Below are 25128 nucleotides of genomic sequence, written 5' to 3'. Positions count from 1 at the left end.
TTATCAGCCCTTGAGCTTTTTGAGTTCTTCCTTGGTTTCTCTGAGCTCCTTCATAAGAGAAAGCATTCTTACACAGTTTTTCATCCGGGCCAGGAAGAGATTCACATCAAAGGGCTTCATAATATAATCATCGGCGCCAAAGAGAAGAATCTGGCTCATTGACTTGTAACTCCTGATGCCTGAAATGGCAATGATCACCTTGTCGCCCTCTCTTTTTCTCAGGTTCATCACCACCTCCTCCCCGGATATTTCAGGTAGTATGAGATCCACAAGATAGATTGAAAAATCATCCTTGCTGGCCAGGAGTTCCGCAGGATTCTGGAAATACTGTACATTTCTTATGTTGTTCAGTTCGAAGATGCTTCTGATGGTCATCAAGGCTACCTTGCTGTCATCCAGAACGGCAATCTTGCGGGCCTGCAGGTCCAGGGTGAAACCATCTTCATTGAGGAATATATCAAAGTATTTGTCCAGACGATTCTGTGACAGTTCTGACTTGAGGATGTAGTCTACCACTCCCAGGTCAAATAACGCTTCTCTGGCTTCCAGGGAGTCATTGGAGGTGACAGCAATCACTGGTATCCGTGAATTCACCGATTTTTTGAGATTGGTAATAAAATCCTCTCCCGAGGAATCTGCCAGTTCCAAACCCGTGATGATCAGGTCAACATCTCCAAGTTTCAGAATTTCCATTGCCTCGTTTTGGCTGTTCGTTTCATCAAACTGAAGCCCTTTCTCTATGGCTATGTTTTTGATGATTTTTCGGACAAATGAGCTGTTGTCTACGTGCAGAATCTTTTTCATGACTATTCCTTCACAGTGATCTTTTCATATTTTTTAATCGCTTTTGTTGATTGTGTCAGTATAGACGGATGCAGGACAGGTGGGAACTGAAAAAAACCGATATAATAAAACAACTGTTTGATTCTGCAGTAAATTCTTTTTATAGTTTAGGTTTCATTAGGAGCATAAACATGAAGAATAGGGGCATCCTTGTCGTACTGATGAGTCTTTTCATATTTTCCTGCGGATCCCGTAAAGAAGATGACCTAAGCGCTGCTTCGAGCTGGGAAGTCAACGACAAAGAGGCCCTGGCTGTGTTCACAGAGACCGTCCGGGAAGAACCATTTATCCAGGCCATCGAAGCCTCAGGTGTTTTGGAAGGAATCCGTGAAGCGGATGTCATCAGTGAGACTTCCGGTTTGATCCATTCTGTCAATTTTGAGATCGGCGACTTTGTCAATCAGGGGGATACCTTGCTGACAGTGGAGGACCGCTTGCCCAAAATCAATTATACATTCGCTCTTCAGGATTCGAAGACCGCAGAACTTGAATTTGAAGCCTTGCGCAAGTCTTATGATACGGGGGGAACCTCTCTGGTGGTCTTCAATCAGGGATTGACCAAGGTGGAATCTGCCCGTTTGCGTCTGGAACAGGCCCGGGATCTTCTGGACAATACTGTCATCAAGGCTCCCTTGAGCGGCTATATAAGTAGCCGTGATAGCAGCATTGGGGTGGGGAGCTATATTCAATCGGGAATTGCTGTGACTCGTATCGTTGACAATTCCTCTTTTCGGGTCAATCTGAGTGTAGGAGAGGATGAAATCGCCCTCATTCAGACTGGATCTGTGGCCAAGGTCACGGTCAACCCGCTTCCAGAGTATGATATTCAGGCTCTGGTGAAAGCAGTCTCTCCCGGAAGCAGGCGGGCGGGGGGCGGATTTCCGGTCATCGTGACCTGGCCCAACAGCCTCGGTGTGACCCTCAAGTCCGGCATGACAGCCCGGGTTAGGATCAGTCCCAGACAGCTGGAGATGAAAGAGCTGATCATTCCTGCTTCGGCCATTGTCTACAGAAACGGCCTCCCCTTTGTGTTTCGCATTCGGGAAGGAGCCGCTGAGGCAGTGGAAATTTCTATTTTGCAGTCACTGGGAGACCGAGTTGCCGTCAAAGATGGATTGATTCCGGGAGAAGCTCTTATTGTCAGCGGATTGAATGCCCTCATTCCCGGTGATCCTGTTGTTCCCACCCCCCTGTCATTGGAGACCCCTGAATGAATATCGGCCAGTTTTCGGTAAAGAATCCGGTTTTGATCAATATCCTCATGGTGACTCTCCTGGTATTGGGCGGGATCAGCCTGTCCAGGATGCCCCGGGAACAGTTTGCGGAAGTTCCCTTTTACTGGGTCACAATCCTGGTTCCCTATCCAGGGGCCGCTGCAGAAGATGTGGAAAAACTCATCACCATCCCCATTGAAAATGAGATGCAGGGGCTTGATAATCTGGACCAGATCCAGTCTGTAACAAGCGAAGGAGTCTCTTCTGTACGGGTCGCCTTTGATAGCGGGATCTCATCTGATGAGTTCGACAAACTCTTCCAGGACGTTCGAACCCGATTTAGTAAGGTCTCTCTTCCGGAGGGGACTTTAGACAGCCTTGTTGATGATTTTTCATCCAATGATTTTCTACCCGTTGTAGAGGTCGTTCTCTCTGGAGATGGAGATTATGCCTCCATGATTGATGAGGCCGACCGTTTGTATGAACAACTGGTTCGTATTTCCGATGTCTCCTCAGTGGATCTCATAGGGGTCCGGGACAGAGAGATCTTTATCGAAGTCGACAAGACCCGCCTCGAAGCCCTGGGGCTGTCTGTGAATGAAGTGGTTCAATCCCTTCAGGGCCGTAATCTCAACATTCCAGCCGGTACGCTGAATACGGGAAAACGCCAGTATCTGGTTAGGACCATCGGCGAAGTTCAGTCGGTTAAAGAATTGGACTCTGTCATCATTCGTCAAATTCCAGGAGCAGAAGGATTTCTCAGAATTGGAGATGTTGCGACAGTTCAGGATGGGTATGATCCCCGGGGTGTTAGATCCAGATTCAATGGTCAAACCGCGGTGACTCTGAGAATCTCCAAGATACCCGGTGGGAACTCCATCAGGATCGTAGAAAATACCCGGGAAATCGTGGACCGGTGGAAAGACTCCCTCCCCGAAGGCATCTCTTTAAATGTTCAAAATGATTCCACCATACAAATTAGAAACAGCATAGACGTCCTGGTTAACAACGCTCTTTTTGGTCTGTTACTTCTGGTTGTTTTGCTCTTTGCCTTTGTCGGGCTTAGGAATGCCCTGATGACCGCCCTGGGAATTCCCGTCACCTTTGCCGTTACCTTCTTGATTCTGGATTTGACCGGAGAGACATTTAACAGCAATACTCTCTTTGCTCTTGTGCTTGTTCTGGGGCTGATTGTAGACCATGCCATCGTCATCATTGAGAATAGTTTCCGCTTAGAACAGAGCGGGTTGGAACGACATCAGGCGGCTATTCAGGGAACCAATCAGGTTGTTTATCCTGTGGCTGCCGCCACGGCAACGACGGTGGCGGCCTTTGTTCCCCTCATGCTTCTTCCGGGGACCATCGGAAAATTCCTCAGGATCATACCCCTGACCGTTTCTATTGCCCTGGTTGTCTCAACCCTGGAAGCGGTCTTTTTTCTTCCTTCTCATTACGCAGACTGGCGGGGAGGCAAGAAAAAAAGCAGAAATGAAGAACGGTATTTCAAGCATATAAAAGTCAGGTTCTCCCAAATCCTCAGGTGGCTCTACAATCGTAGAAAGCGGGTCGTTCTTGTGATCATTGTCTTTATGATTGGCTCCTTTTCTCTGGTGACAAGACTGAAACAGGATCTATTCAGCGCCGAAGATTTTACCCTTTTTTACATCGATCTGGATCTGCCTCCCGGTTCTACTTTGGACAGTACAGAAGAGCTGATCCGCCGTTTTGAAGAGCGCCTTGTTCCGCTGGTGGGCAACGGAGAGCTTGCCGGAATTAACAGTTTTGTTGGATTCCGAGGGGAAAGTGGGGGCAATACGGTCCAGGGAAATCTGGGGCAAATTGTGGTAGATCTCACTGAGAAGGGTGAGGGCCGTCAAAGGAGCATCATCGCCATCATGAATGAAGCTAAAAGTTTGACTTCGGACATTCCCGGTGCGGATCAGGTTCTCTTTAGACGGGCCACCAATGGTCCTCCCACAAGTTCTCCTGTCTCGTATAGACTCTTTGGGAATTCATATGAAGACTTGACAAGAGTGAGTTCGGTGTTGCTTGAAAAGATGGCGGAATACCCAGAATTGTACAATATCAAAGACAACTATGAGGCTGGTACTCCCGAGCTGAGGATTGTCGTTGACGGTGCCAGAGCGGCCCGTTACGGCCTGAATGCTGTGTATATCGGTCAATTTCTACGGGCCTCTCTCGACGGTGTAAAGGCCAGCACTTTTTTTCAGAATAATGAAGAAGTGGATATCCTCATCGGCTTCTCTTCTTCTGGAATGCTCTCAGCAGAAGAGCTTTCCCAACTGAAAATCATATCTCCTTCGGGTCAGCAGATTCCATTATCCTCGTTAACAAGGCTGGAGCCGGGGAACGCCCTGGCATCTATCCGGCGGCTGGATGGAAAACGGGAAATCACTCTCACTGCTGACGCCTATGACAAGGGGAACCTCCGCGATATTAATGCCCAGGTGAAATCCCTTTATGAAGAACAGTTTCAGCAGCGGTATCCCGACATGCGGCTTGATGTGGGAGGAGAATTCTCAGATCTGGATGACCTGCTTCTCCAAATTGCCCAAATTTTTCTTCTGGGAATCTTTCTCATCTATCTCATCCTGGGCGCGCAGTTCAACTCCTACACCCAACCGCTCCTTATCCTTATGACCATTCCCTTTGCCTTTGTGGGTGTTGTTCTTTATCTGTTCCTCTCTGGAACGCCCTTTTCGACTACAGTTCTCTATTCCGGAGTGGCTCTGGCTGGAATCGCCGTCAATGATTCAATTGTCCTCATCAGCTTTATCAATGATTTGAGGAAGGAGGGCGCCATCCTGGCCGATGCGGTCATTCTGGCCGCCGAAACTAGGCTCAGACCCATACTACTTACCAGTTTGACCACCATCGCGGGCTTGCTGCCCACCGCTTTAGGGCTGGGGGGAGAGTCGGTGGTCTGGGGACCCATGGCGAGTACAATCATATTCGGTTTGATCTTCTCCACCCTCACGGCTCTCATTTTAATTCCCTGTTTTTACGGGGTCCTCTTCGATAGAGGTAAGGGGCTGTCTTCAAAAAATAAAAACTGGGGTCTCAAGGAGGAACTACCAGGCTAATTAAGATTTATAGATCCTTCATACTTTGTTCACAGCTTGGTTGTATACTAATGACAATATGAAAACAATACTCGTAGCAGAAGACGAAGCAGGCATCAATGAAATGATCTGCGATTATCTAAGGGCTCTTGGGTTTGAGGCCATATCCGCCTTTGACGGCATTGAGGCTCTTAAAATATATAGGACTAGAGAGCTGGATCTTGTCCTTTTGGACATCATGATGCCCCGCTTGGATGGAACAGAAGTTCTCAGAGAGATCAGGAAAGATTCCAATCTACCCATCTTGATGGTCACAGCCCGTACGGATGAAGGGGATACGGTTCTGGGGCTGGAATTGGGAGCGGATGACTACATTGCTAAACCCTTCAGCATGAAAGAGCTGGCTGCCCGGATTCGTACGGTTCTCCGCCGAAGTCATCCTCAGGCAGGACCTGAGGCCAAGGAGGCCGATAATCAAATATTGGTACAGGCCGATCTCGTCATGGACAGGATTAAAAGGTCCGTGTCTATCCGTGGGAAAGCCGTGGATCTGACGGCCGCTCAATTTGATATTCTGGAAAAAATGGTGAGCTCCCCGGGGCGCGTCTTTACAAGAATGGATCTGCTACAGGCCTTTCAGGAAGATCCCTATGAGGGATATGAACGGTCCATTGATGTGCATATTAAGAATATCCGGAAGCTTATAGAAGAGGACCCGGCTCATCCGGAATACATCCTCACAGTTTGGGGTGTCGGGTATAAAATGCAGGATTCAAAGTGAAAATATCCCTCAGCACCCGATTGATCAGCATCATGGTTTTCTCAATCCTCCTCAGTGCCTTCATCTCCATCCTTCTTGTGAGTTCCTTCACCATGAAGACCTTCATGGGATATTCCCATCAGAGAGACAGGGATATTGCCTTGACTCTGGCAGAAGCCCTGAGCAGTGTGGAGAGCGAAGAGCAACTTGAAATGGTCCTTCATTCCCTGGGAAGTCCGAAAACACGGACGGGACGGCAGATGATGGGTCCCATGATGGGGAGCCGTCCTTCCGAAAAATCCCCCGCAACAGCTCTGAAAAGAATGCCCTCCCTTATGATCTCCACAGGAGATGAAGTCATTCCTCTTCTCATCGTTGATAGGAATGGAAAGGTCATTCAGGGGCAGAGCCATGATTATTTTGGAGTCTTGGGAACGACCTTGCATCCCGACAGTTTTACTCAAGGAGCACCTTTTTATTTACAGGGAGTCCTGGCGGGATATGTTTTGACGGGACGACAGGTCGGAGTCGATGTTGAGAGGGGAGAATTCTCCTATTATCATTCAATTTTCAGAGGCATTCTCATCTATCCCACTTTTGCCGCACTGATGGCTTCCTTGCTGGGAGCCCTGATGCTGGGGAAGGCCTTAAAACCCTTGAAGAGTCTTTACAAGGGTGTGGTAACCATCGGGAAGGGAGATTACGCCTACCGGGTTCAATTGCCTCGAAAAACATTTTTGAACTCAGATGATGACTTGACACGCCTTTCAGAAGGATTCAATGAGATGGCCTCAACACTGGAAGCCTCTCAGGAATGGAAAAAGCAGATCATAACCGATACGGCTCATGAGTTGAGAACTCCTGTCAGTTTGATCATGGGCAATTTGGAAATGATCCTGGACGGAGTCTATCAAGCAGATCGTTCGCGCCTGGAATCTCTCTACAGGGAAAGTGTTAACCTCGCTGGTTTGATCAAAAACCTTCAAACCCTGTCGAGTGAGGAGTCCGGTCAGAATCGAATGGATCGGGAAATCCTCTCTCTTCCCAAAATCCTGCATCAAAGCCTAGAAGATTTCCGTGCCCTCGCAGAGAAAGAGAAAATCACTCTCCTGGAAGATTTGGAGGAGGACTGTTCTTTTATGGGCGACAGGAATAGAACGGGACAAATATTGAAAAATCTGCTCGTGAATGCCATCAGGCATACTCCGGAAGGAGGCGGTATTACATTGCGCTGTAAGGGGGAGGGAACTCAGGTCCTTTTAGAAGTGGAAGACACGGGAGCGGGGATTCCGCCAGACCTGAGAGAGAGAGTTTTTGACCGTTTTTTCAAGATGGATGCCTCTCGCAGTAGTGGAGGCAGCGGACTTGGATTATCTATCAGTAAAATTTTAGTTGAGAATCAGGGTGGACAGATTCGAGTTGTTGAGGGAAAGACTGGCGGAGCCTTGTTTCAAATCCGCTTTCCTAAGATCTTAAAAGAGTCCTCTTAAAGGACCTTCACTCTATCTCAGAAGTATCCCAATAGAATCCTGATATAAAACACACATAATCCTGACAATTGAATTTTACTATATCAGTATATTCACAGTGATGTAATGCTTTATAGAAACAAAGTTCAGACGTTGTCTTGACTTTAAAAGACGAGATTATTATATTTACAAGTGAATTAATAAGTAACGATCTTCAGCTGGAGTTTTCCTCCTTTTCTTCACTGAAGAGTTCTTATGGGAGTTCGGTTGTTAACCGGGTTCTCTGGAAGAAGAGATTGATTACCTTTTTTTCCTTTTTGCTTTTTGGCCCCTGAAGTTTCCTCCTTTTCTTCAGGGGCTTTTTTTCACTTTAGTCATTCTCGCATCACAATTTCTATTTGTAAAGAAAAAAATGCAACACAACCTTAATATTTTACCAAAATGTAAATTCTGAGGTGAAATAGGCCTGTAAACGCCCAAGGACTCTTAATCCCCGGGCCATAGGAGCTATAAAGTGAAGCGGGAGAGAAGGCTCATGATCAATCCAATGAGGCCACCAAATACTCCTCCCCAGAGAACCAGCCAGCCTAGATGCTTACGGATCATTTCCTGGATGATTTCTTTCACCATTTGCGGTGTCAGTTCATCCAGTCGTTTTTGAACGATGGCAGATACTTTTTCAATAATATCCGTCGCCGCTTTTTGGGTATCCATGGCACCCGAGAGCAGACTGTGAAATTCAGGATTGGCTGTTTCTGTAATAATAATCTCTTTTATTTTCACCTTGAAAGGCTCTCTGAAGCCTTCTATGACTGCAGATCCTCCAAACATTCCCAGCATGGATCCCATGGACGAACTCAGGATTGTCTCGCTCAAGCCGTCAAAGATCCTGTCATAGTTTACGGCATCTGCTGCGGCTGAAAAATCTACTTGAGCGGTTAACACACCCGTTTCTGTTTCCATCAAACGGGATACGTTTTCAGTAGTGAAAAACTGGTCCATTATGAGGTTTCTGATACCCTTTTTAAATTCTTCAAAATGCAGGGGGATCACTCCCGAGCCGTAAAGGCCTGGTACGCGTTCAAAAAGCATATGGATTGCCAACCAGTTTGTGATAGCCCCCGAGAGTGCAAAATACCCCACAGATCTTATTTGATCCTGAAACAAGGGGCTGACATATCCCACTCCTATAATGATCAGAGTTACCAGGGTGGTCATACTGTTCATGTTCATAAAATTAATACGTCCTTTGGGAAAATATCTGCTTGCCAGATTTTATTTTCCTATGATTTTTGAGATTTCTTCTGGTATATTAGAAAGACATGTACAGAATTTCAAGACGCTTTATCAGTAGTCTTTTTTTATTTACCACTCTCCTTTCTCCCCTCCTGTCCCAGGAGCGCTGGGCCGGGCCGGTGTTTCTAGATGAGTTTATATTTGACAGGATGGAAATCTATGCCATCGGATGGTCTGAAAAGGGTGCCTTCTCCTATGGGGTTCTGACTCCAGGTGAAAAAGGAAGTTCTACCTGGCAATGGTATATACTGGATCTGATAGAGGATGAGTTCCTCTATAGCAGTCCCCGATGGACCATGATCGAGGGGCAGACTCCCGGAGAACTCTGGGATCTTCATCCAGAATGGTATTCCCAGCTGGTACGGTTCCACATAACTCCCCTCTCTGAGTATGAGTCCGGAGGGCAAACATTTGTCCAGGGAGCCGATTCCTACAGGATGGCTTATACTCTGGATCGTTCTGAATCAGGAACCTATCCTGAGGGTATGACAAAAGATATTCGTATTGATCTATACCGTAATCAGGATACGGCGAAGACAGTTTACACCTACAAACCGGGTAGCGCTGAAAACAAGGTTGAAGATCTCATCCTCAAAGGATATGTTCTCAGTCCTTATGAAAAAAGAACAGCCTTGGTTGCCTTGGAAAAAATTGCGAATCCGGAGGGGCCCCCGCAATGGGTATACAGGGTCATCGGTGCACATTTAACAATCGGTTTTTCTAGGGTTCAACTTGGGGGGAGCCATCTGGCTGAAGCCGTTTTGAATGGTCATTACTATGTCAGCCGTCTACTCCTCTCGGAGGGTGCCGACCCAGATTCTGTGGATTCCAGAGGTTATTCAGCCATTCTTCTGGCTGCCAGGCTTGGTCATTGGTCTATCCTGTCTCTTTTATTGGAATCGGGAGCTAGCGTTTCATCCCGGGATGACCGTGGACGTACGGCACTCCATTATGCCGTCGAGTCTGGGAATTCTCAGCTGGTTTCGGCTCTACTGAATAGAGGTGCAGACCCTGATCTAAAGGATTTTGAAGGGCAGAGTCCCAGGATCATGGCTGGATTAATGGGGAATCCCTCTGTCATGGCCGCCTTTCCGTAAACTATTTATGATATGGTTCGTTTCTATTGATGCGGTAGGCTCGGTAAATCTGTTCCAGTAGAATGACCCTCATCATTTGATGGGGGAATGTGAGCCTTGAGAAAGAGAGAGAGAGGCTGCTTCGCCTACAGAGCTCTTCGGTCAATCCCAGCGAACCTCCGATGATGAACACCAGATGAGAATGACCTTCATGGGGTAGCCTGTCCAGCCACTGAGCAAAGCCCAGTGAGTCATGTTCCTTTCCCTGAATCTCCATTGTGACGATATGAGCATCGCCGGGAATTTTTGCCTTGATCCTTTCCCCTTCTTTACGACGGATTATATTTTTATCTTCTTCTCCCGCATTGTCCGGGCATTTTTCATCAGCGACTTCAAGGAGAGTGAGGCTGCAATATCGGCTCAGCCTCTTTTGATATTCCTCGATGGCGGCTCTCCAATATTTCTCTTTCAGCTTTCCAACAGATATGATTGTTATTTTCAAAACTTTGCCTTCATCATGGTTTATCTTAACAGAACTTGGAAAAAAGTCCTGTTAAATTGTGTTTTTTTATGTTTTGCGATAATATAAATGATAGACTATAACTCATTCATGGGGTGTATCTCATGCCTCTTGATGTTTTAAATGGATGTTTTGAATTCTGACGAATTAGCGGGATGTTTATTCTATCTGTCGTCATGTACTGGGGGGTGTGCGCTGTGAACTTTAGGAATAATCATCAAGCAATTTCAGAATCTACATGGCGGGACCTTGTTGACGAGGTTCTAAAAGGTATGCCCGGACTTGAGAAGGATAGGAATTTTATTCTGAAACATAGACTCAGCCGTCTTATCGGAATGCTCCCTTTTATAGCCGGAACAGACAATCCCTTCAGAGATGGTTACACTAATCTTTCCCTGTTCCTTATGAGCAAATTTAACCCGGTGGGTGATGTCTTCTGCGATGGGACAAAGAATAACGAGGATATCATGCTGCCTCTAATTCCCTACTGTCATTTTTCCGGTGGGGACGACAAAATCCTGACCCGGGGGATGCATCTCATCGCCATGGTCCTCCTTGTGGACTATAGGAAAAAGCAGGAGAGAGACCTGGACGAGAACCGTTATAATCCCCTGAACTCGGGACAATGGAATTATGAAGATGTCATGGATACCCTGGGGCTTTGCGTTCGGGAAGTTCCCTGTCCAATGATGGATCAAATCCTCTCTGTCGAATATATACCCTTTACTTCCTGGGCTGTGGGCGCCTGATCTCCTTTCCCGTTTAAGCGAACAACTCATATCTGGACATTCCCTGTTCATTCATGATTTGATAATAGGAAAACAATGGACTAGACAGGGCCGCCGTTGAGGGCAACAGCTCTTATTTGTGTTAATCCAAGGTCTCAAGGCCATTTATTCAGGGGGAAGGCAGAGTGTTGAAGAGTAAAACCAGAGTTGAAGCATTTCTAAAAAAACAGGAGATGCTCTCCGCCGATGTCGATTTGAAAGACTGCGTCAGACTTTTCATGGAAGAAATGGATAAGGGATTGTCCGGAGAGAGTTCCATTGCCATGATCCCTACCTATATTGAAACCGAGAATCCTATTCCTCCCGGAAAGAAAGTCGTTGTCATCGATGCCGGAGGGACGAACCTTCGTACTGCCTTGGTCTCATTTGATAAGAATTATAAACCTGTCATTGAAAATTTCAGGAAGTATCCCATGCCGGGAACCCGGGGTGTTGTAGGAAAAGACGAGTTCTTCGCCACTCTGGCGGACTACATCATTGATTTGGTTCCTCAAGGTGAAAAAATCGGATTTTGTTTTTCCTATCCCACGGAAATGTATCCTAATAAAGATGGCCGCCTGATAAAATTCAGCAAGGAAGTGGACTGCCCCGAGGTCCATGGAGAAATGATTGGAGAAAACCTGCTGGCCTCTTTGAAAAAAAAGGGATTTTCTGAAAAACGGGATGTGGTCATACTCAACGATACCGTGGCGACACTCTTGACGGGGATGATCTCATTTCCGGATCAGGTCTTTGGCGGTTTCATCGGTTATATTTTCGGAACCGGCATCAACAGTTGTTACAGTGAATCCAATAGAAATATTCATAAACTCAAGGGGCTGGATGACGCCCATTATCAAATCATCAATACAGAGTGCGGGTCCTTTGGTAATCCTCCTCAGGGTTTGATCGATAAGGAACTGGATTCCCATACAAGTGATCCCGGGCATTACCGCCTGGAGAAAATGGTGTCTGGAGGATACTTCGGGCAGGTCGTCACAAGAACTCTTGAGAAGGCCTTAAGGGAAGATCTTTTTTCAGCGGAAGCCAGATCCGCTCTGGAAGACTTGGGACGATTGAGCACCAAAGACGCGGATGATTACCTTCATAATCCTCATGATGAAAGCAATGTGCTCGTAAAGGCTTTAAAAGACCAGGATATAGCAGACAAGGAGGTCTTGTTCTTTCTTATCAATGATCTTCTGGATAGGGCTGCAAAACTGGCATCCTGTGCCTTGGCAGGGACGGTCCTAAAGTCCGGGAAGGGGACGTCTCCTCTGGAACCTTTGTGCCTGACAGTAGACGGTACAACCTTTTATTTCTCCTTTGAGTTTAAGACAAGAGTTGAGCAATACCTGCGAGAAATCCTACAGGGTGAGACCCAAAGATTTTATGAAATTGTCCGTGTTGAGGATGCACCCCTTTTGGGGGCAGCCATCGCAGCCCTGACAAACTGAGATCTTATGATTATTTCTGGAAAAGAACGCCGAAAAGTCTGATACTTAGATTTAACAAGATTCTTCACAGGAGACTGTTTTGTCAGAGTATGGATCATGGGCAGGAAAAACACTGATTATCGCCGACGATGAGGAATTTGTCCGGCATCATCTGACGAAGCGTTTCTCCAGTATGGGGTTTAGGGTTCTTGAGGCTTCAACGGGACGACAGGTTCTTGAATTACTGGCTTCAGCTCCGGATTTGATTCTTATGGATGTGAGAATGCCCGAAATCGACGGCTATGAAGCCACGAAACAGATCCGATCCGGTTTGAACAGCCCTGATATTCCGGTGATCCTTCTGAGTGCCCTTTCCGGTGATGAGGATATTGAATACGGTTTTAGTGTCGGAGCCGATGAATTCTTGTGTAAACCGGTGACCTTTGCAGTTATTCTGGAATCTATATCCAGAAAATTATGCTCTGTCAAAATTCCTTGATCCCATCCCCTCCTTGAATCATCATGGTGTATAATGTCTCCAAGGAATATTCAGTATGCAACAAGAACCCCTGAATGAGCTTGAGCGCAGACGTCTTCAGAGACAGATGTTTGCATTGGAAGATGAGAAAGAAGCCGTTGAAGCCCGGTATAAATACCTGCTGCAGCAGGCTCGGGTCGGTTTGTTTTCCCTATATGTAGGAGACTGTAGCCTAAGAGATGCCAATTCCGAGATGGTCCGCATCTTTTTGTGCGATGACCTTGAAGATCTGATCCGCCACCTGACTCCCCAATCGGAAAGAGACATCCATTTTATCGATCCCCGGCACTTTGCCGACCTGGTGGAAGGAGAAGCGGTTTCTTTTTCTCTTCATTCAATCAGGAAGAATGGAGAATCCTTCTGGGCAAGGGTTATTCTTCAGGCCATAGAAAACAAGGAAATCCTGGAAGGGGTCATAACGGATATTTCAGATCAGGTGAATGCCGATGTGGAGTTACGGAAGGCCATCGTCCAGGCCGAACAGGCTCGGAAGGAAGCGGAAGAGGCCAATAAGGCCAAAAGCCGGTTTCTGGCCAACATTTCGCATGAAATAAGGACTCCTTTGAATGGAATCATAGGTTTTACTGAAATCATCATGGCTTCCATTAATTCCCCCGAGGGGCAGCTGTATGCCAGAAAAATACTGGATGAGTCTGAGAACCTCATGACATTGATCAATCAACTCCTCGATATTTCAAAAATTGAAGCCCATCAATTGGAATTGAACAATAGTGTTTTTAATTTGAGAATCCTTCTGGAAGAGACCATCAGTTTTATCCAGTTGAGGGTCCGCAACAAAGGGCTCTCTCTCTCCGTCGAATTCGATGAAGCCATTCCTGAATGTATCCACAGCGATTCATACAGGTTGAGGCAGGTCCTTTTGAATCTCCTTTCCAATGCGGTGAAGTTTACCTCCCGGGGGGGGATCAAGCTCAAGGTCTTTCTTCAGGAAGTTTCGGGAGATGAACAGGTGCTGCGCTTTGAGGTTCATGATACGGGAATTGGTATTTCCAGCGATATGCACAGTAAAATATTTGAAAGTTTTGTTCAGGCAGATAGCTCTATCTCCAGAAAATACGGCGGAACCGGGCTGGGTATTTCCATTTCACAGGAACTGGTGAATATTATGGATGGTAAGATCTGGTTTGAGAGCACACCGGGAACAGGGTCTGTTTTTCTCTTTACGATCCGCTGCCGCAGAGCAGATTCCAATGATCCCGTTGAATCTCTGAAAGAAAATATTCCTCCCTTTGTGAGGACCTCTCTCTCGGGCCTCCGTATTCTCATTGTCGAAGACTATCCAACCAACCGGGAGATCGCACAACATCACCTTCATAGTGTCGGATGCGAAGTAACTCTGGCTTCGAACGGAATCAACGCCTTGAGGAAAGTACGGAATGTGGATTTTGATATGATCCTGATGGATGTTCATATGCCCGAGATGGACGGGATGGAAGCCACCCGTAAGATCAGAAGTTTTTCAAAATACAGAGACATTCCCATCATTGGCATGACCGCCAATGTTCTGTCTTCCAATCTGGAAAATTGTAAGAAATCTGGCATGAACGATATTCTGGTTAAACCGCTGAGGAAAAAAGAGATGCTGGAGACCCTGGAGTTTTGGTATACCCATGGCGGGACAAAGGCACAGTCCACGGTGGGGGATCGGTCTATTTCCGCTTCTCCCGATGATTTTGATGATCTGCCGCTGGATTATTCAGGATTTCTGGAGGAAATGGACGGGAATAAAACGGCGGTTCGAGATATCATTCTGGGGTTTATGGACAGCCTCTCTGTCCAGATGGATCTTATTCTCAGGGGAATTGAACGTAAGGATCTGGTCCTTGTTCACAGAGAAGCTCATTCCATTAAGGGGGGAGCCTTGAATCTGGGAGCGGAGGATCTTGTCTCCAGGGCTTACGCCCTGGAACAGGCCGCTGCAGAGGAGTATTTGGAAATCATTCCCCATCTCTACCAGAACCTCCAGGTCAGTGTTGGTGATATCCTTGCTTGTCGTGACAGAATCAGCCTCATCGGTTAAGATGAATTTATGAAAAAAGATTCTCTAGTCCTTTACAAGCAGGTTCCTGCCCGTGTTCGTGAGCTCCTGTCTGATAAAATAATCATCCTCCTTCCTGACGGGAAAGAAAAAAAAGTCCGTAGCAAAGATATTCAACTCCTTCATCCCGGTCCCATCTCATCCCTTCCTGATGGAGCCGCTCCTGACGGGCAGATCGAAGAGGCCTGGGAATTGTTGCAGGGAGAATCTCCCAGTCTCCAGGAACTGGCAGAGCTTGCCTTTGGTGAGTACAGTCCGCAAACGGCCTGGAGTGCTTTTCTTCTCTTGAACAGAACACCCTGGTTCCGGGGAAGTATGGAGGAGATTATTGTCAGAACTCCCGAGGAAGTGGAAGCCATCCAAAAAGAGGAAAGCGAAAAAAAAGCGGCCGATCTTCGCTGGGCTTCCTTCATTGAATCCCTTAAAAAAGGAATTATTGCCGATGATGACAGAGGATTCCTTACCGATTTGGAACAGTACTGTCTTCAAAAAAGCAAAAAATCCAGGATTCTACAGAATCTTGGAAAGCAGCAGTCTCCTGAGAATGCCCATAGGCTTCTTCTTCAGTTGAATATTTGGAATCTGCGGAGAAATCCCTGGCCGGAACGCAACCAGATCCCCCTGACAACTCCTTCCTTTGCTCTGGAGGAAGGACCAGAGGTGGAGCGTCTTGACTTGACCCACATGGATGCCTTTGCCATAGATGATGTTGGGAATCAGGACCCTGACGATGCCTTGAGTTTTCATGATGGCATGCTCTGGGTCCATATTGCGGATTCTTCCTCCCTGATTCCTGCCGGGACCGAGGCGGATAGAGAAGCCCGTGGGAGGGCTGCTAATCTGTACCTTCCTGAAACGACTATTCCCATGCTGCCTCCTGAGGCAACGGCGAGGCTGGGGCTGGGATTACAGGAAATCTCTCCGGCTCTCAGCTTCGGTTACACCCTGGATAAGGAATACAACGTCACCGATTGCCGTATCAGCTTTTCAAGAGTCCGAGTTACTCGTATGAGCTACGGTGAAGCAGAAGAAAAATTGGAGGAAGAACCCTTTTCCAGTATTATGAAGGTGGCAAAAAGGTTCAACAGCTGGCGCAAAGAGAACGGTGCCCTGTTTCTCCAGCTGCCTGAAGTGAAAATCAGGGTAGGAGAAGAAGGTTCTGGTGAGATTATGATTTCCGCTTTAGAAGAGTATCAGAGCCGGGACATGGTGGCAGAGATGATGATGCTGACGGGCTTTCATACGGCTAGGTATGCCCGGGATAAGGGAATCCCCATTCCCTATGTTATTCAGCCCGCACCTGAGGGGGATCTCCCCGAAACATCTCCTGATGACCCTGCTTCCATGGTGCAGTTGAGGCGATTCATGAAAAGGAGCCAAACGACAACTTCAGGTGGCCCTCACAGCGGGATGGGTTTGCCCGTCTATACAAGAGCGACAAGCCCACTGAGGCGGTATTCCGATCTTATGGTTCAGCAGCAGCTGCGTCTGCATATGGCAGGTTTGCCCCTCTTGAGTGAAGAGGATATTCTGGAGGGAACCGCGTCTTGTGAATCGGTGACCGGCCGGGTCACAGGAAGTGAACGTTCTTCCAATCTCCACTGGAAACTTGTTTATCTGGCGGAGCATCCTGACTGGGAAGGTGAAGGCATTTTGGTGGGGCGTTCTGACAAACAGATGGTCCTGCAAATTCCCTCTCTGGCCCTGGAAACCCGTATCGCCCTAAAAGAAAAACTGCCTCTTAACAGTCGTTTGACCGTCGCTCTTGAGAGAGTGGATGTTCCCGAACAGCAGGTGCAGTTCCGGGTCAGGGATTGATTTGCCGGTGGGGAAAGGGTAATATGAAACTAATGAAAGCAGTACTTTCTGTTTTATTCTTAATTTTGACAATATCCCTTTCAGCTCAGGAACAAATCTCTTTCCCAGGGGATCTTGAGTATGATCCATTTTATGCCATGCGGATCACCGATAGCGACGGCAACCGCTACATCCTTCATAATGCTTCCTATATCAGTCCTGAAGGTGAGGTTAAATACTTTGTCTGGTTTAGGCGGGGAACAGATAAAGGGCTTGCCGAGTATCCTCTGGATCTCTATAAGGTTCTCAAATTTGAATTGACAGGAAATTACGAAGTGTATCCCGATGGATATACCCCCTGCCGGGTCGAGCTCTCTTCGGGTTCGGTATTTGACGGATATCTGGATACTACAGGATATCTGGGGGGGATTGATGAAGACTTTGGTGTTTACGGTAAAATCTATCTTCAGTATAACGGAGTCAAATCCATCGAGTTGATCCATGACGGCAGCTATTCTCGATGTCCATTCTGCGGTGCCCTGTTCTATGACCAGAATCTGACGGAATGTCCCTTTGACAACACTGTTTTGACAGCTCAGAACCCTTAAATCTTCTCCACCTCTTCACCGTGCCAAGCATAGGTTGACGGGATGCCCAGCTTTCTCAATGAACACAACCATTTGTATCCGGAAGTCCTCGGATCTGGGAAGAAAAAGACAAACAGTTGTTTGTCATGATAAAACTCAAGCTTTTGTCTGGTCATTACATGGACACCGTTCATCTCATCGAAGGGAATGAGTCGGACTTCTCCCTTTTCCGCTTGGAGTTTCACATAATCCTTAAACAAGGATAGTTTTCCCTTGCGGGACCAGACTCTTAAAGGGCTCATTCTATGCCCTGTTTTGATCAGTATGTCCCGGTCCTCCATAAAAGGGGTTTCCCTTTCTTTCTGGCTGTAGTCTGTAAGCATCTCCGGGAGGGTTTTTTCCTGCCACAGATTCCATTCCAGAGGAGTCTTCAGAGGAAATTCTTTTTCGGATTCACTTTGAAATCGGTATTGGTCATCCAGTGATACTTTTAAGCCGCAGTGTTGACAGGAAATGCTGTTGCCATGGGAGCGGAGGGAGGCAATGCTCCGGCATTGGGGGCAAATGTAGAGGATGGCTTCAAGGTATTCTGCTCGATCGGAGGATTCATAGTGCCAGTTTTTTTCTATAATCGAATTGTCCATGTCTTTATAGTTGATGATCTGGCTCATCTTTTCAAAAATCTCATCACTGCTTAAACTCCGGATTTCTCTGCCGTCGGCAAACAGGGTGTGTATTGTCAGCTCCATCGTTCCCTTGCGTTTGGACTTTCCCCATCGGGGAAAGACAGCGCTTCCTCCTGTGAAAATGGGGACATACACGGGAATTTTCAGGAGTTTGATGAGTTTGGCCGTGGAGTAGAATAGGGGCATACCCCCTCCATCCCAGCTCAATTGGCCTTCCGGAAATACACAGATCACCCTGTTTCTGGATTTGAGATCCATCATGTGTCGGATGGCTCCCAAGTCGCTTTTGGCCTTGGCTTTAGGGAAAACCCCAATCAAGGAGAAGAAGTATCCTACGAAGGGATTTCTAAAATGGGATTCAGAGGCCATGCTGCTCAGAGGTTCCGGGAACAGGAGGCTCAGGAGTACGGCGTCCCATTTCATAATATGGTTGGGAAGGATCAGAAACGGCCCTTTCATGGTTTTTAGAATCTCTGGATTTATCACTTTTACAGGATAAAATATACGGAACCAGGGGCCCACAGTCACTTTTAGAAAAGCATAGAGAGATCTATTGAACATGTTAATTCGAGTCACAAGTATCCCCTTCGTTTACGAAATAATCATAGTAGAATTATATTAAAAAAACAAAGAGAAATACATTGGGCCTAGATTGCCGATTTTCTCAAAATTTAAAATCTTCAGGAAGGGGGTTGTAATGCATGTCCACATCATCAATGGTCCACTCTGGGGGGAGAGAGAATCTGGATAGAATTTCCGACCGTTCATCAATGGTGAAATCATCCCCATGGTAGATTACAAATTTCTTTTTTCTAAAGAGGTAAACAACACGGCCTCTCGGAATTGAATCATATTCTGACCTATAACTGGGGGGAAGTCTGTCGAGTATGCCTTTCTTCTGCATGAGGAACCACGCCGCATAGTGTCCTACTTTGTAATCCACACTGATGGTTGTGATCATCCCCTGGGTTACTGGTGAATATTCTGCATGAAAGATTGCATTCTGATAACTCCAGAAAATCCCCACACAGGGTTCGTCATCCAGGGGGAAAAAGGGGAAGTCATTCATGGAATAAGATCCTCCTCGTGACGGATAATATCGGGCAGCCGCTTCAGGACGGCTTCCGAAAAGGGAGAATTCAGAGCGTTTAGGATGAAACCTCTTTGCCAGTCTCTGTAAAGATCGTCTTCGGCATCATTCAGGGTCCTGGTTTCGAGCGCTTGCATATCCGAGGGCAGCTGCCTTTTTTCGAGGGAAAACAGGTGGTACTGCACACCTGGAAGTTTCAGAAAATCCAGCAGGGCTCCCTCGGGGATTCCTCTGCCTGTCACCTCGAGCTTCAGGGGAAATACCCTAGCGGCGGGTGGGTTTTCCATTCCAGACAGGACGGGCAGAGAGGATAGGTGGCCCTTTTGCTGGGGAAAGGCTCTTGCCGGGAAGAAGGACAACTCTCTAATTCTGTATGTTTCGCTGAGGGAAAAATCATCCTGTTCCATCAGGTTGCGGTTCAGTATCTGGTCCAGATAAGCACGGCTAGCCCTATTCAGGCTTTCCGTGTCGGTTTTAAATAGGGGGTCGAAGGGGGACTCCCTGTCTGTCTGTGCAGCTAGAATGCTCATAAAAAGATCGGGATGCACACGATTCCCCGAGGGGAGTACCAGAGAATCCGCTTTGTCCGTCCCCTGGGGAACAAGAGCACTTTGAAGCACATAGGCACAAGTCCTGTCTTCTTCCAAGGCCTCCCGGGAATCCAGGAACACCAGAATGAAATCAGGAAGCAAATCGCCTGTCATTTCACGGTGGATCAATTCAGTTCTTATATTCTGAACTTCCCTGTATTCAATGTTTACCTTATGAAGGCTGCTCCAGACTTCACTCTGCTCCTTCATGCCCGCCAGTCCCGGTTCTGCCCACAAGAGGAGGTTTTTCCGGGGAAACGCAGTGCCGTAGAGTTCAATTCTATAGGGATTGAAATAAAGGCTGTTGTTCATGGACAACTGCCAGGAATCGGAGACCCCCTCTCCGGTGCTGAGGAGCTTTGCGGTTCTGAGGGTCGAAAGGGTCTCACTTAGAAGGATGTCTCCGTCGGGGATACTGATCCTCATGCCCTCAAGGCTGTTCATGAGTGGAAGGATTTCGGCTAGGGGAATACCCTGTTTTTCTTCGATTCCCAGAGATAGTTCTACCTTCAGATCATGCAAATCAGAGGAACTGTAGCTGTGCCAGAGGATATCGTTGAGATAAATATCCAATGAGAACAGAAGAGGTGAGACAATGAAGAGAAGGATAACCATGAGGATGTGAAACTTTTTCATTTCAGCCAAATTGTATCCTTTCTCTGTTCCCCTGACAAGGTGATTTTCTTTTCTTGCCAGGGGAGAGGCTTTAGTTTAAAAAGAGGTCTATAGCATTTTCAGGTTTAATCTTCCGGTTCAGTATGTCATAGACGAGTTGGATGATCGGTAGCTTCAGGTTGTGTTTTTCGCCCAGAAGTACGGCATAACGGGCCGCAACAGCTCCCTCGGGGAGATAGCCAATATCAGCGATATGATCAATGAGATCATCAATTCCCTCATATTGTTCATGAATCCTCTTTAGGATGATATCTCTTCCGAACCGTCTGTTTCTGCCAAAGGGAGATCGGCAGGTTACGTCCAGGTCTCCTACTCCGGCAATGGATGTGAATGTTTCGGGATGAGTGGATCCCAGACTCTTTCCCAAAAGCTGAATCTCATTCAGTCCGGCGGCAAACAGAAAGGATTCCGTATTGTCTCCCACAATGGCGGTTGTTTCTTTCAAGGCATCTAGAATACCAAAGGCAATGGCCACCACATTCTTTACGGCGGCACATGTCTGGACTCCCACTACATCCAGTGATGAGAACAGGCGGGTATTGGCAGAGCTCATCAACTCTCTAAATTCAATGGAATTCCGGGGGTTGGAGGAGGCACTGATCAATCCGGTGATTTTACCAGCACCAATCTCTTCGGCATGGCTGGGCCCGGAGATATAGACCAGGTTCCCCTTGTAAAAACCAGGGAGATAATTTTCAAGTGTTTCCAGGATAAACTGGGGCCCATTCTTGCCGTGAACAAAACCCTTGGTTATGGTGGCAATCATGGTCTCTCCTTCCAGAATGTTGGGTACGGTCAGTATCTTTTTGATCGTATCTACGAGGAAGAGAGAGGGGGTTGCCAGAAATAAATAGTCCTTTCCTGTGGCCGCTTCAATGATATCTGTGGTTGCTCTTATGGACGGAGGAATTGTGACTCCTGGTAGGAACTCACAGTTTTCTCTTCTTTCATTGATGTCCTGGGCGCCTTTTTCGGTGAAACTCCAGATAGTGGTATCCAGATTTTTCTGTCCCATGATTTTAGCTATGGCTGTTCCGAAGGCGCCTGCCCCGATGATGCCGATTTTTTTTTCACTCATTATTTTACCTCGATTTATATGTTAGAGAATAAAGGATGTCTTCTTTATGTAAAAGCAGTTTTACAAGGGGTAGAGAGATCCTCATGGTTGAATTATTCAGCATTTGTCCGCCTTCCTGCTTCAGTATCTGACCTTCTACTGTGATGAGTAAATCCAGGGAGGCCGACTTGAGCAGTGAGCGGAGAGTCCTTTCTTCAATGCCCTGCACATCTTCAAAGATAAAGAAGAGCATTTCCTGATATTCGGGCTCACTGATGCTCTGATCGGGAAGGAAATATTGAAATCCCGGGTCTTGAAGCATGGGGAAAAGCTGAAACAGCTGCTGAAAGTTTTTATCATTGATACTGATGCTCAGCTTATGAATCCCCGGGCTCAGTTCCTGGTAGTCCAGGATGTTTTCCCCTCCCTGTCTTGCTCCGGTTTGAACTCCTGTTGTCATGGATGAGGCGGAAAGAAAAAGCTCTTCTATGTGATTGAATCCAAGGCTTCCTGTATATTCACCTTTTTGGGGAGATTCTACATTGATATCGGTCAAATAGGGATTCAATTTCAATTCCGCTTCAATGGTTTCCGGAGCCAGTCTGTTTTGTTTGTCCGGGCCGGAGTTTTCCAGGTCAGTTAGGTCGTTGAGAGTTGTTAAGAAAAAGTTCTCCAGAAAAACAGAGGACTCTACACGTCCCGATCCGTCAGGATTCAGATAAATCTGCTGATTGACAGAGCAGGAATAAAGGAAAAAAGAGAGCAGGATGCCCATAAAATACAAATTCCTCAAGATCTTGCCTCCGAAAATAGTTCTTGGAATCCTTTTGCAGGATACACTATAGAGGATGGATATTAAAGATGTCGAGTCTGTTGTCATATTTTTCTCAGGACAGTCGGGGAGATCAAAACAAATGGGTATTTGTTCTGGAACAATTTTCCTCTATACTGAGGGAAATCTGAAAAGGAAAACCTCCCATGGATATACGTGAACTTCAGCTTTTTTTGAAACTTTCTGAAACTCTTCATTATACCAAAACAAGCCATTTGATGGCCATAAGCCCCTCCGCTCTCAGTAGAACGATCCAGCGGATAGAAGATCATGTGGGTCAAAAGCTGTTTTTTCGGGATAATCGGGGAGTTGTTTTGACTCCTGCAGGAAGCCGGTTTCGGGAGTATGCCCTTACGGTGCTTGAAAATTGGCAGGTATTGCAGGATGATCTGACCGAAGAGAGCCGGGATATCAAGGGAGATCTTGTTGTGTACAGTTCCGTCACCGGCTGTTATACAATTCTGCCGGAACTTCTGGAAAAATGCCGCCAGTTGTTTCCGGGAATCCACATCAATTTGAAAACTGGTTCTGCTGCGGATGCGGTGGCTGTTGTTCTCAGTGGGATGGCCGATTTATCCGTGGCGGCCGAACCCGACTCTCTGCCCGAAAATCTGGTGTTCCTGAATGTGACAAGCACCCCCTTGCAACTCATTGCTCCGGCCATGGAGTGTCATCTCACAGACCGGATGAATACGGGAGGAATGGCCTGGTATGAAATGCCCCTCATCCTCCCCGAAAAGGGTCTGGCTCGCAAGAGGTTAGATCGATTTTTCAGAGCCCGCCACATACAGCCTGATGTATATGCAGAGGTGGACGGGAATGAAGCCATTATTGCCTTAGTCAGTCTGGGATTCGGTTTGGGGATCGTACCTTCCCTCGTCCGTGAGAACAGCCTGATCCAGGAAAAAATCAAGGTCCTGCCGGATGTCCCGGATTTGGATCCCTACAATGTGGGTATTTGCGTCAACCGGCGGAAGAGCCAGACTCCTGTTCTGCAGGCTTTTACATCTCTTATTCCAAAATTAGACGGAGAGACTGCCTACCTCGCCGGAACTCAGGAAGGATCATAATGGAAACATCCGATGCCAAGAGGCTGCTCATTCTTAAAATCCTCAGTGAAGAAGATCAGCCCCTTTCCAGCCAGGTTATAAAGGAACGGTTGCAGGAACGGGGAACCAGTCTGAGCGAAAGGACGGTCCGGTTTCATATGCTGGCCCTTGATAAGGCTGGTTTGACTGAATATAAGGAGAAGAAGGGCCGTTATCTGACGGCCGATGGCTACAAGGAAGTTGCCCGAAACCAGGTCTATGACCGGGTAGGGTTTTTATCTTCCCGCATTGATGAACTCTCCTACCAGATGAATTTTAACTGGAAGAAAAGATCCGGTACGGTCCTGGTCAATGTCAGTCTCGTCCCCTTGGAAAACAGTTCGGTTGTATACCATCTAATGGCGCCCATATTTGAATCGGGACTGACCATGGGCCAGAAAGTGGCCGTGTTCAGACCCGGAGAGAAAGTGGGTGATGTTGAGATTCCCGAGGGTTATTTCGGCATGGGGACCGTCTGTTCTATCACCCTAAATGGAGTGTATCTTCGTTGTGGCATCCCCGTCACATCTGTCTTTGGTGGTCTTCTGGAAGTTTCGGGAAGCCGTCCCGATCGATTCTCTGCCATCATCAATTATAACGGAACCAGCCTGGATCCTCTTGAAATCTTCATCAGCAGCGGCATGACGGACTGCCGGAAAGCCGCCGAAGCGGGGCATGGTTTTATCGGTGCCAGTTTTAGAGAGATTCCGGCATCCAGCCTGGATCAGGTCTCGGATATCCATCAGCAGCTGATAGAAATGGGGCTGGGAGGTATCTTGAAAATGGGTTACTCCGGGCACTCCCTCCTGGAAATCCCCGTGGCCGACGGCCGGATAGGGTTTATAACGGCAGGAGGACTCAACTCTGTGGCGGCCCTGGCAGAATCGGGAATTTCGGTCCGCTCCAGAGCCCTGTCGGGGTTGATCGAGTATAAAAAGCTCATACCCTATACCGATCTGTATGAAGTCTTGAGGCATATTCATGCCTGAATTTCTCTCTTTTACTTCCCGGGCAATATAAAAGGCCGGATTTCTGCGGTTTCCAGATGGTTCAGGCTGCGGTGCTGGCTTGCTGCGATTCCTGCCGGCCATGTCAAGCCTATCTGCAGGATATCCCCGTGGGACAGGATGAGGATCTTTTTGTGAGTATACAGTGATTCCATTTCCTGAATAAAATTCTGGAACCGTCCCAAGACACTCTTGGGGCTCTCAACGTTCATGCATGTATTCTCATCATTGTCCTTGTCTTTTTCCCAAACCAGTTTATACCGGCTGTCTCCCATTTTTTCATAATCGCCGAAGAACCTTTCCCTCAACAAAGGAGAGCTCTTTGGAGCATCCGTCTTGAGGATTTTTGCCGCCAGTTGTGCCGATTCTTTGGTTCTGAGGAAATCTGAGGACACTATGATGGTGTCACTGTCCAGGAATGACTGATTTTGAAGGCTCTTGCTGATTTGCTCTTTTCCTGCGTCGCATAAGCCGTATTGACTTCTTCCATTTTCAATGAGGCTGATGATAATGCCTTCTTCGTTGGCAACACTCTTGCCGTGTCTCATCAAAAAGTAACTATTTTGGAGCGTCTCCAGAGGCTGTGGGGAATCCTTGTCTGTTTTATATGTCATGGTGATATACTATGAATTTTAATCCCTGCGGACAAGGGAATTCG

Annotated in this window: 22 protein-coding genes; 13 read left to right on the top strand and 9 right to left on the bottom strand. The window is 47.2% G+C overall.

Annotated features, from left to right (window positions below):
• Nucleotides 1-3 precede the first annotated feature (3 nt).
• Nucleotides 4-804: a response regulator gene (locus EXM22_RS11945; RefSeq protein WP_149486744.1), complete on the bottom strand. Its 801-nt coding sequence runs from the start codon at nt 802-804 to the stop codon at nt 4-6.
• A gap of 170 nt (nt 805-974) precedes the next feature.
• Between EXM22_RS11945 and EXM22_RS11940 the strand changes: the two genes are divergently transcribed.
• Genes EXM22_RS11940 through EXM22_RS11925 form a run of 4 tightly spaced genes read left to right on the top strand, consistent with a single transcriptional unit; the run spans nt 975 to nt 7390 of the window.
• Nucleotides 975-2057: an efflux RND transporter periplasmic adaptor subunit gene (locus EXM22_RS11940; RefSeq protein WP_168203477.1), complete on the top strand. Its 1083-nt coding sequence runs from the start codon at nt 975-977 to the stop codon at nt 2055-2057.
• Nucleotides 2054-5161, top strand: coding sequence for an efflux RND transporter permease subunit (locus tag EXM22_RS11935; protein ID WP_149486742.1), 3108 nt, complete (start codon nt 2054-2056; stop codon nt 5159-5161). Before EXM22_RS11940 ends, EXM22_RS11935 begins: the two co-directional genes overlap by 4 nt.
• Nucleotides 5162-5219: 58 nt before the next feature.
• Entirely contained in the window at nt 5220-5921 is a 702-nt protein-coding gene (locus tag EXM22_RS11930) for a response regulator transcription factor (protein WP_149486741.1), read from the top strand.
• The gene (locus EXM22_RS11925; protein WP_149486740.1) at nt 5918-7390 is read left to right on the top strand and encodes a sensor histidine kinase; all 1473 of its coding nucleotides are present in this window, start codon (nt 5918-5920) and stop codon (nt 7388-7390) included. Before EXM22_RS11930 ends, EXM22_RS11925 begins: the two co-directional genes overlap by 4 nt.
• A 486-nt stretch (nt 7391-7876) precedes the next feature.
• On the opposite strand, the gene EXM22_RS11920 is transcribed toward EXM22_RS11925, so the two are convergent.
• Nucleotides 7877-8602: a DUF445 domain-containing protein gene (locus EXM22_RS11920; protein WP_149486739.1), complete on the bottom strand. Its 726-nt coding sequence runs from the start codon at nt 8600-8602 to the stop codon at nt 7877-7879.
• 89 nt (nt 8603-8691) lie between these two features.
• Here EXM22_RS11920 and EXM22_RS11915 point away from each other — a divergent pair, with 89 nt between their 5' ends.
• On the top strand, nt 8692-9762 hold the full coding sequence (locus tag EXM22_RS11915) for an ankyrin repeat domain-containing protein (RefSeq protein ID WP_149486738.1): 1071 nt from the start codon (nt 8692-8694) through the stop codon (nt 9760-9762).
• Between the two features lies 1 nt (nt 9763).
• Here EXM22_RS11915 and rlmH read toward each other — a convergent pair whose 3' ends face one another.
• Nucleotides 9764-10243, bottom strand: coding sequence for a 23S rRNA (pseudouridine(1915)-N(3))-methyltransferase RlmH (rlmH, locus tag EXM22_RS11910; RefSeq protein ID WP_149486737.1), 480 nt, complete (start codon nt 10241-10243; stop codon nt 9764-9766).
• Nucleotides 10244-10458: 215 nt separating this feature from the next.
• Between rlmH and EXM22_RS11905 the strand changes: the two genes are divergently transcribed.
• From EXM22_RS11905 to EXM22_RS11880, 6 genes are all read left to right on the top strand, one after another.
• Nucleotides 10459-11010, top strand: coding sequence for a hypothetical protein (locus EXM22_RS11905; RefSeq protein WP_149486736.1), 552 nt, complete (start codon nt 10459-10461; stop codon nt 11008-11010).
• A gap of 164 nt (nt 11011-11174) precedes the next feature.
• On the top strand, nt 11175-12485 hold the full coding sequence (locus tag EXM22_RS11900) for a hexokinase family protein (RefSeq protein ID WP_149486735.1): 1311 nt from the start codon (nt 11175-11177) through the stop codon (nt 12483-12485).
• A gap of 79 nt (nt 12486-12564) precedes the next feature.
• Nucleotides 12565-12963 carry a response regulator gene (locus tag EXM22_RS11895; RefSeq protein ID WP_149486734.1) on the top strand — a complete coding sequence of 133 codons (399 nt, stop codon included), beginning with the start codon at nt 12565-12567 and terminating at the stop codon, nt 12961-12963.
• Between the two features lie 55 nt (nt 12964-13018).
• Nucleotides 13019-15043, top strand: coding sequence for an ATP-binding protein (locus tag EXM22_RS11890; RefSeq protein ID WP_149486733.1), 2025 nt, complete (start codon nt 13019-13021; stop codon nt 15041-15043).
• A 9-nt stretch (nt 15044-15052) separates the two neighbouring features.
• A complete protein-coding gene (locus EXM22_RS11885; protein ID WP_149486732.1) occupies nt 15053-16879 on the top strand; it encodes an RNB domain-containing ribonuclease in 1827 nt (608 codons plus the stop codon).
• Between the two features lie 32 nt (nt 16880-16911).
• The gene (locus EXM22_RS11880) at nt 16912-17466 is read left to right on the top strand and encodes a hypothetical protein (RefSeq protein WP_210411469.1); all 555 of its coding nucleotides are present in this window, start codon (nt 16912-16914) and stop codon (nt 17464-17466) included.
• On the opposite strand, the gene EXM22_RS11875 is transcribed toward EXM22_RS11880, so the two are convergent.
• From EXM22_RS11875 to EXM22_RS11855, 5 genes are all read right to left on the bottom strand, one after another.
• The gene (locus tag EXM22_RS11875; protein WP_149486730.1) at nt 17463-18707 is read right to left on the bottom strand and encodes a lysophospholipid acyltransferase family protein; all 1245 of its coding nucleotides are present in this window, start codon (nt 18705-18707) and stop codon (nt 17463-17465) included. The genes EXM22_RS11880 and EXM22_RS11875 overlap by 4 nt on opposite strands.
• Before the next feature lie 88 nt (nt 18708-18795).
• A complete protein-coding gene (locus EXM22_RS11870) occupies nt 18796-19200 on the bottom strand; it encodes a hypothetical protein (protein WP_149486729.1) in 405 nt (134 codons plus the stop codon).
• Nucleotides 19197-20456 carry a hypothetical protein gene (locus tag EXM22_RS11865; RefSeq protein WP_168203476.1) on the bottom strand — a complete coding sequence of 420 codons (1260 nt, stop codon included), beginning with the start codon at nt 20454-20456 and terminating at the stop codon, nt 19197-19199. The genes EXM22_RS11870 and EXM22_RS11865 overlap by 4 nt, the downstream gene beginning before the upstream one ends.
• A 61-nt stretch (nt 20457-20517) precedes the next feature.
• Nucleotides 20518-21564, bottom strand: coding sequence for an NAD(P)H-dependent glycerol-3-phosphate dehydrogenase (locus EXM22_RS11860; protein WP_149486727.1), 1047 nt, complete (start codon nt 21562-21564; stop codon nt 20518-20520).
• 4 nt (nt 21565-21568) lie between these two features.
• A complete protein-coding gene (locus EXM22_RS11855) occupies nt 21569-22336 on the bottom strand; it encodes a hypothetical protein (RefSeq protein ID WP_149486726.1) in 768 nt (255 codons plus the stop codon).
• A gap of 185 nt (nt 22337-22521) precedes the next feature.
• On the opposite strand from EXM22_RS11855, the gene ilvY reads away from it, so the two are divergent.
• Both ilvY and EXM22_RS11845 read left to right on the top strand, forming a co-directional pair.
• Nucleotides 22522-23445, top strand: a complete 924-nt coding sequence (gene ilvY / locus EXM22_RS11850; RefSeq protein ID WP_149486725.1) for an HTH-type transcriptional activator IlvY — start codon at nt 22522-22524, stop codon at nt 23443-23445.
• Nucleotides 23445-24452, top strand: coding sequence for a DUF128 domain-containing protein (locus EXM22_RS11845; RefSeq protein WP_149486724.1), 1008 nt, complete (start codon nt 23445-23447; stop codon nt 24450-24452). Before ilvY ends, EXM22_RS11845 begins: the two co-directional genes overlap by 1 nt.
• Before the next feature lie 11 nt (nt 24453-24463).
• Here the strand turns inward: EXM22_RS11845 and EXM22_RS11840 are convergent, their stop codons facing one another.
• A complete protein-coding gene (locus tag EXM22_RS11840; protein ID WP_149486723.1) occupies nt 24464-25084 on the bottom strand; it encodes a histidine phosphatase family protein in 621 nt (206 codons plus the stop codon).
• Between the last annotated feature and the right edge of the window lie 44 nt (nt 25085-25128).

It is taken from the genome of Oceanispirochaeta crateris, assembly GCF_008329965.1.
Lineage (GTDB): Bacteria > Spirochaetota > Spirochaetia > DSM-2461 > DSM-2461 > Oceanispirochaeta > Oceanispirochaeta crateris.
The sequence above is the reverse complement of the archived record's forward strand: the minus strand, read 5'-3'. Positions and strand labels throughout refer to the sequence as shown.

Bases quoted from the DNA above. Each gene is read 5' to 3' on its own strand.
- EXM22_RS11945 (WP_149486744.1), bottom strand. From the start codon at position 804: ATGAAAAAGATTCTGCACGTAGACAACAGCTCATTTGTCCGAAAAATC.
- EXM22_RS11940 (WP_168203477.1), top strand. From the start codon at position 975: ATGAAGAATAGGGGCATCCTTGTCGTACTGATGAGTCTTTTCATATTT.
- EXM22_RS11935 (WP_149486742.1), top strand. From the start codon at position 2,054: ATGAATATCGGCCAGTTTTCGGTAAAGAATCCGGTTTTGATCAATATC.
- EXM22_RS11930 (WP_149486741.1), top strand. From the start codon at position 5,220: ATGAAAACAATACTCGTAGCAGAAGACGAAGCAGGCATCAATGAAATG.
- EXM22_RS11920 (WP_149486739.1), bottom strand. From the start codon at position 8,602: ATGAACATGAACAGTATGACCACCCTGGTAACTCTGATCATTATAGGA.
- EXM22_RS11915 (WP_149486738.1), top strand. From the start codon at position 8,692: ATGTACAGAATTTCAAGACGCTTTATCAGTAGTCTTTTTTTATTTACC.
- EXM22_RS11890 (WP_149486733.1), top strand. From the start codon at position 13,019: ATGCAACAAGAACCCCTGAATGAGCTTGAGCGCAGACGTCTTCAGAGA.
- EXM22_RS11885 (WP_149486732.1), top strand. From the start codon at position 15,053: ATGAAAAAAGATTCTCTAGTCCTTTACAAGCAGGTTCCTGCCCGTGTT.
- EXM22_RS11880 (WP_210411469.1), top strand. From the start codon at position 16,912: ATGAAAGCAGTACTTTCTGTTTTATTCTTAATTTTGACAATATCCCTT.
- EXM22_RS11870 (WP_149486729.1), bottom strand. From the start codon at position 19,200: ATGAATGACTTCCCCTTTTTCCCCCTGGATGACGAACCCTGTGTGGGG.
- EXM22_RS11860 (WP_149486727.1), bottom strand. From the start codon at position 21,564: ATGAGTGAAAAAAAAATCGGCATCATCGGGGCAGGCGCCTTCGGAACA.
- ilvY (WP_149486725.1), top strand. From the start codon at position 22,522: ATGGATATACGTGAACTTCAGCTTTTTTTGAAACTTTCTGAAACTCTT.
- EXM22_RS11845 (WP_149486724.1), top strand. From the start codon at position 23,445: ATGGAAACATCCGATGCCAAGAGGCTGCTCATTCTTAAAATCCTCAGT.
- EXM22_RS11840 (WP_149486723.1), bottom strand. From the start codon at position 25,084: ATGACATATAAAACAGACAAGGATTCCCCACAGCCTCTGGAGACGCTC.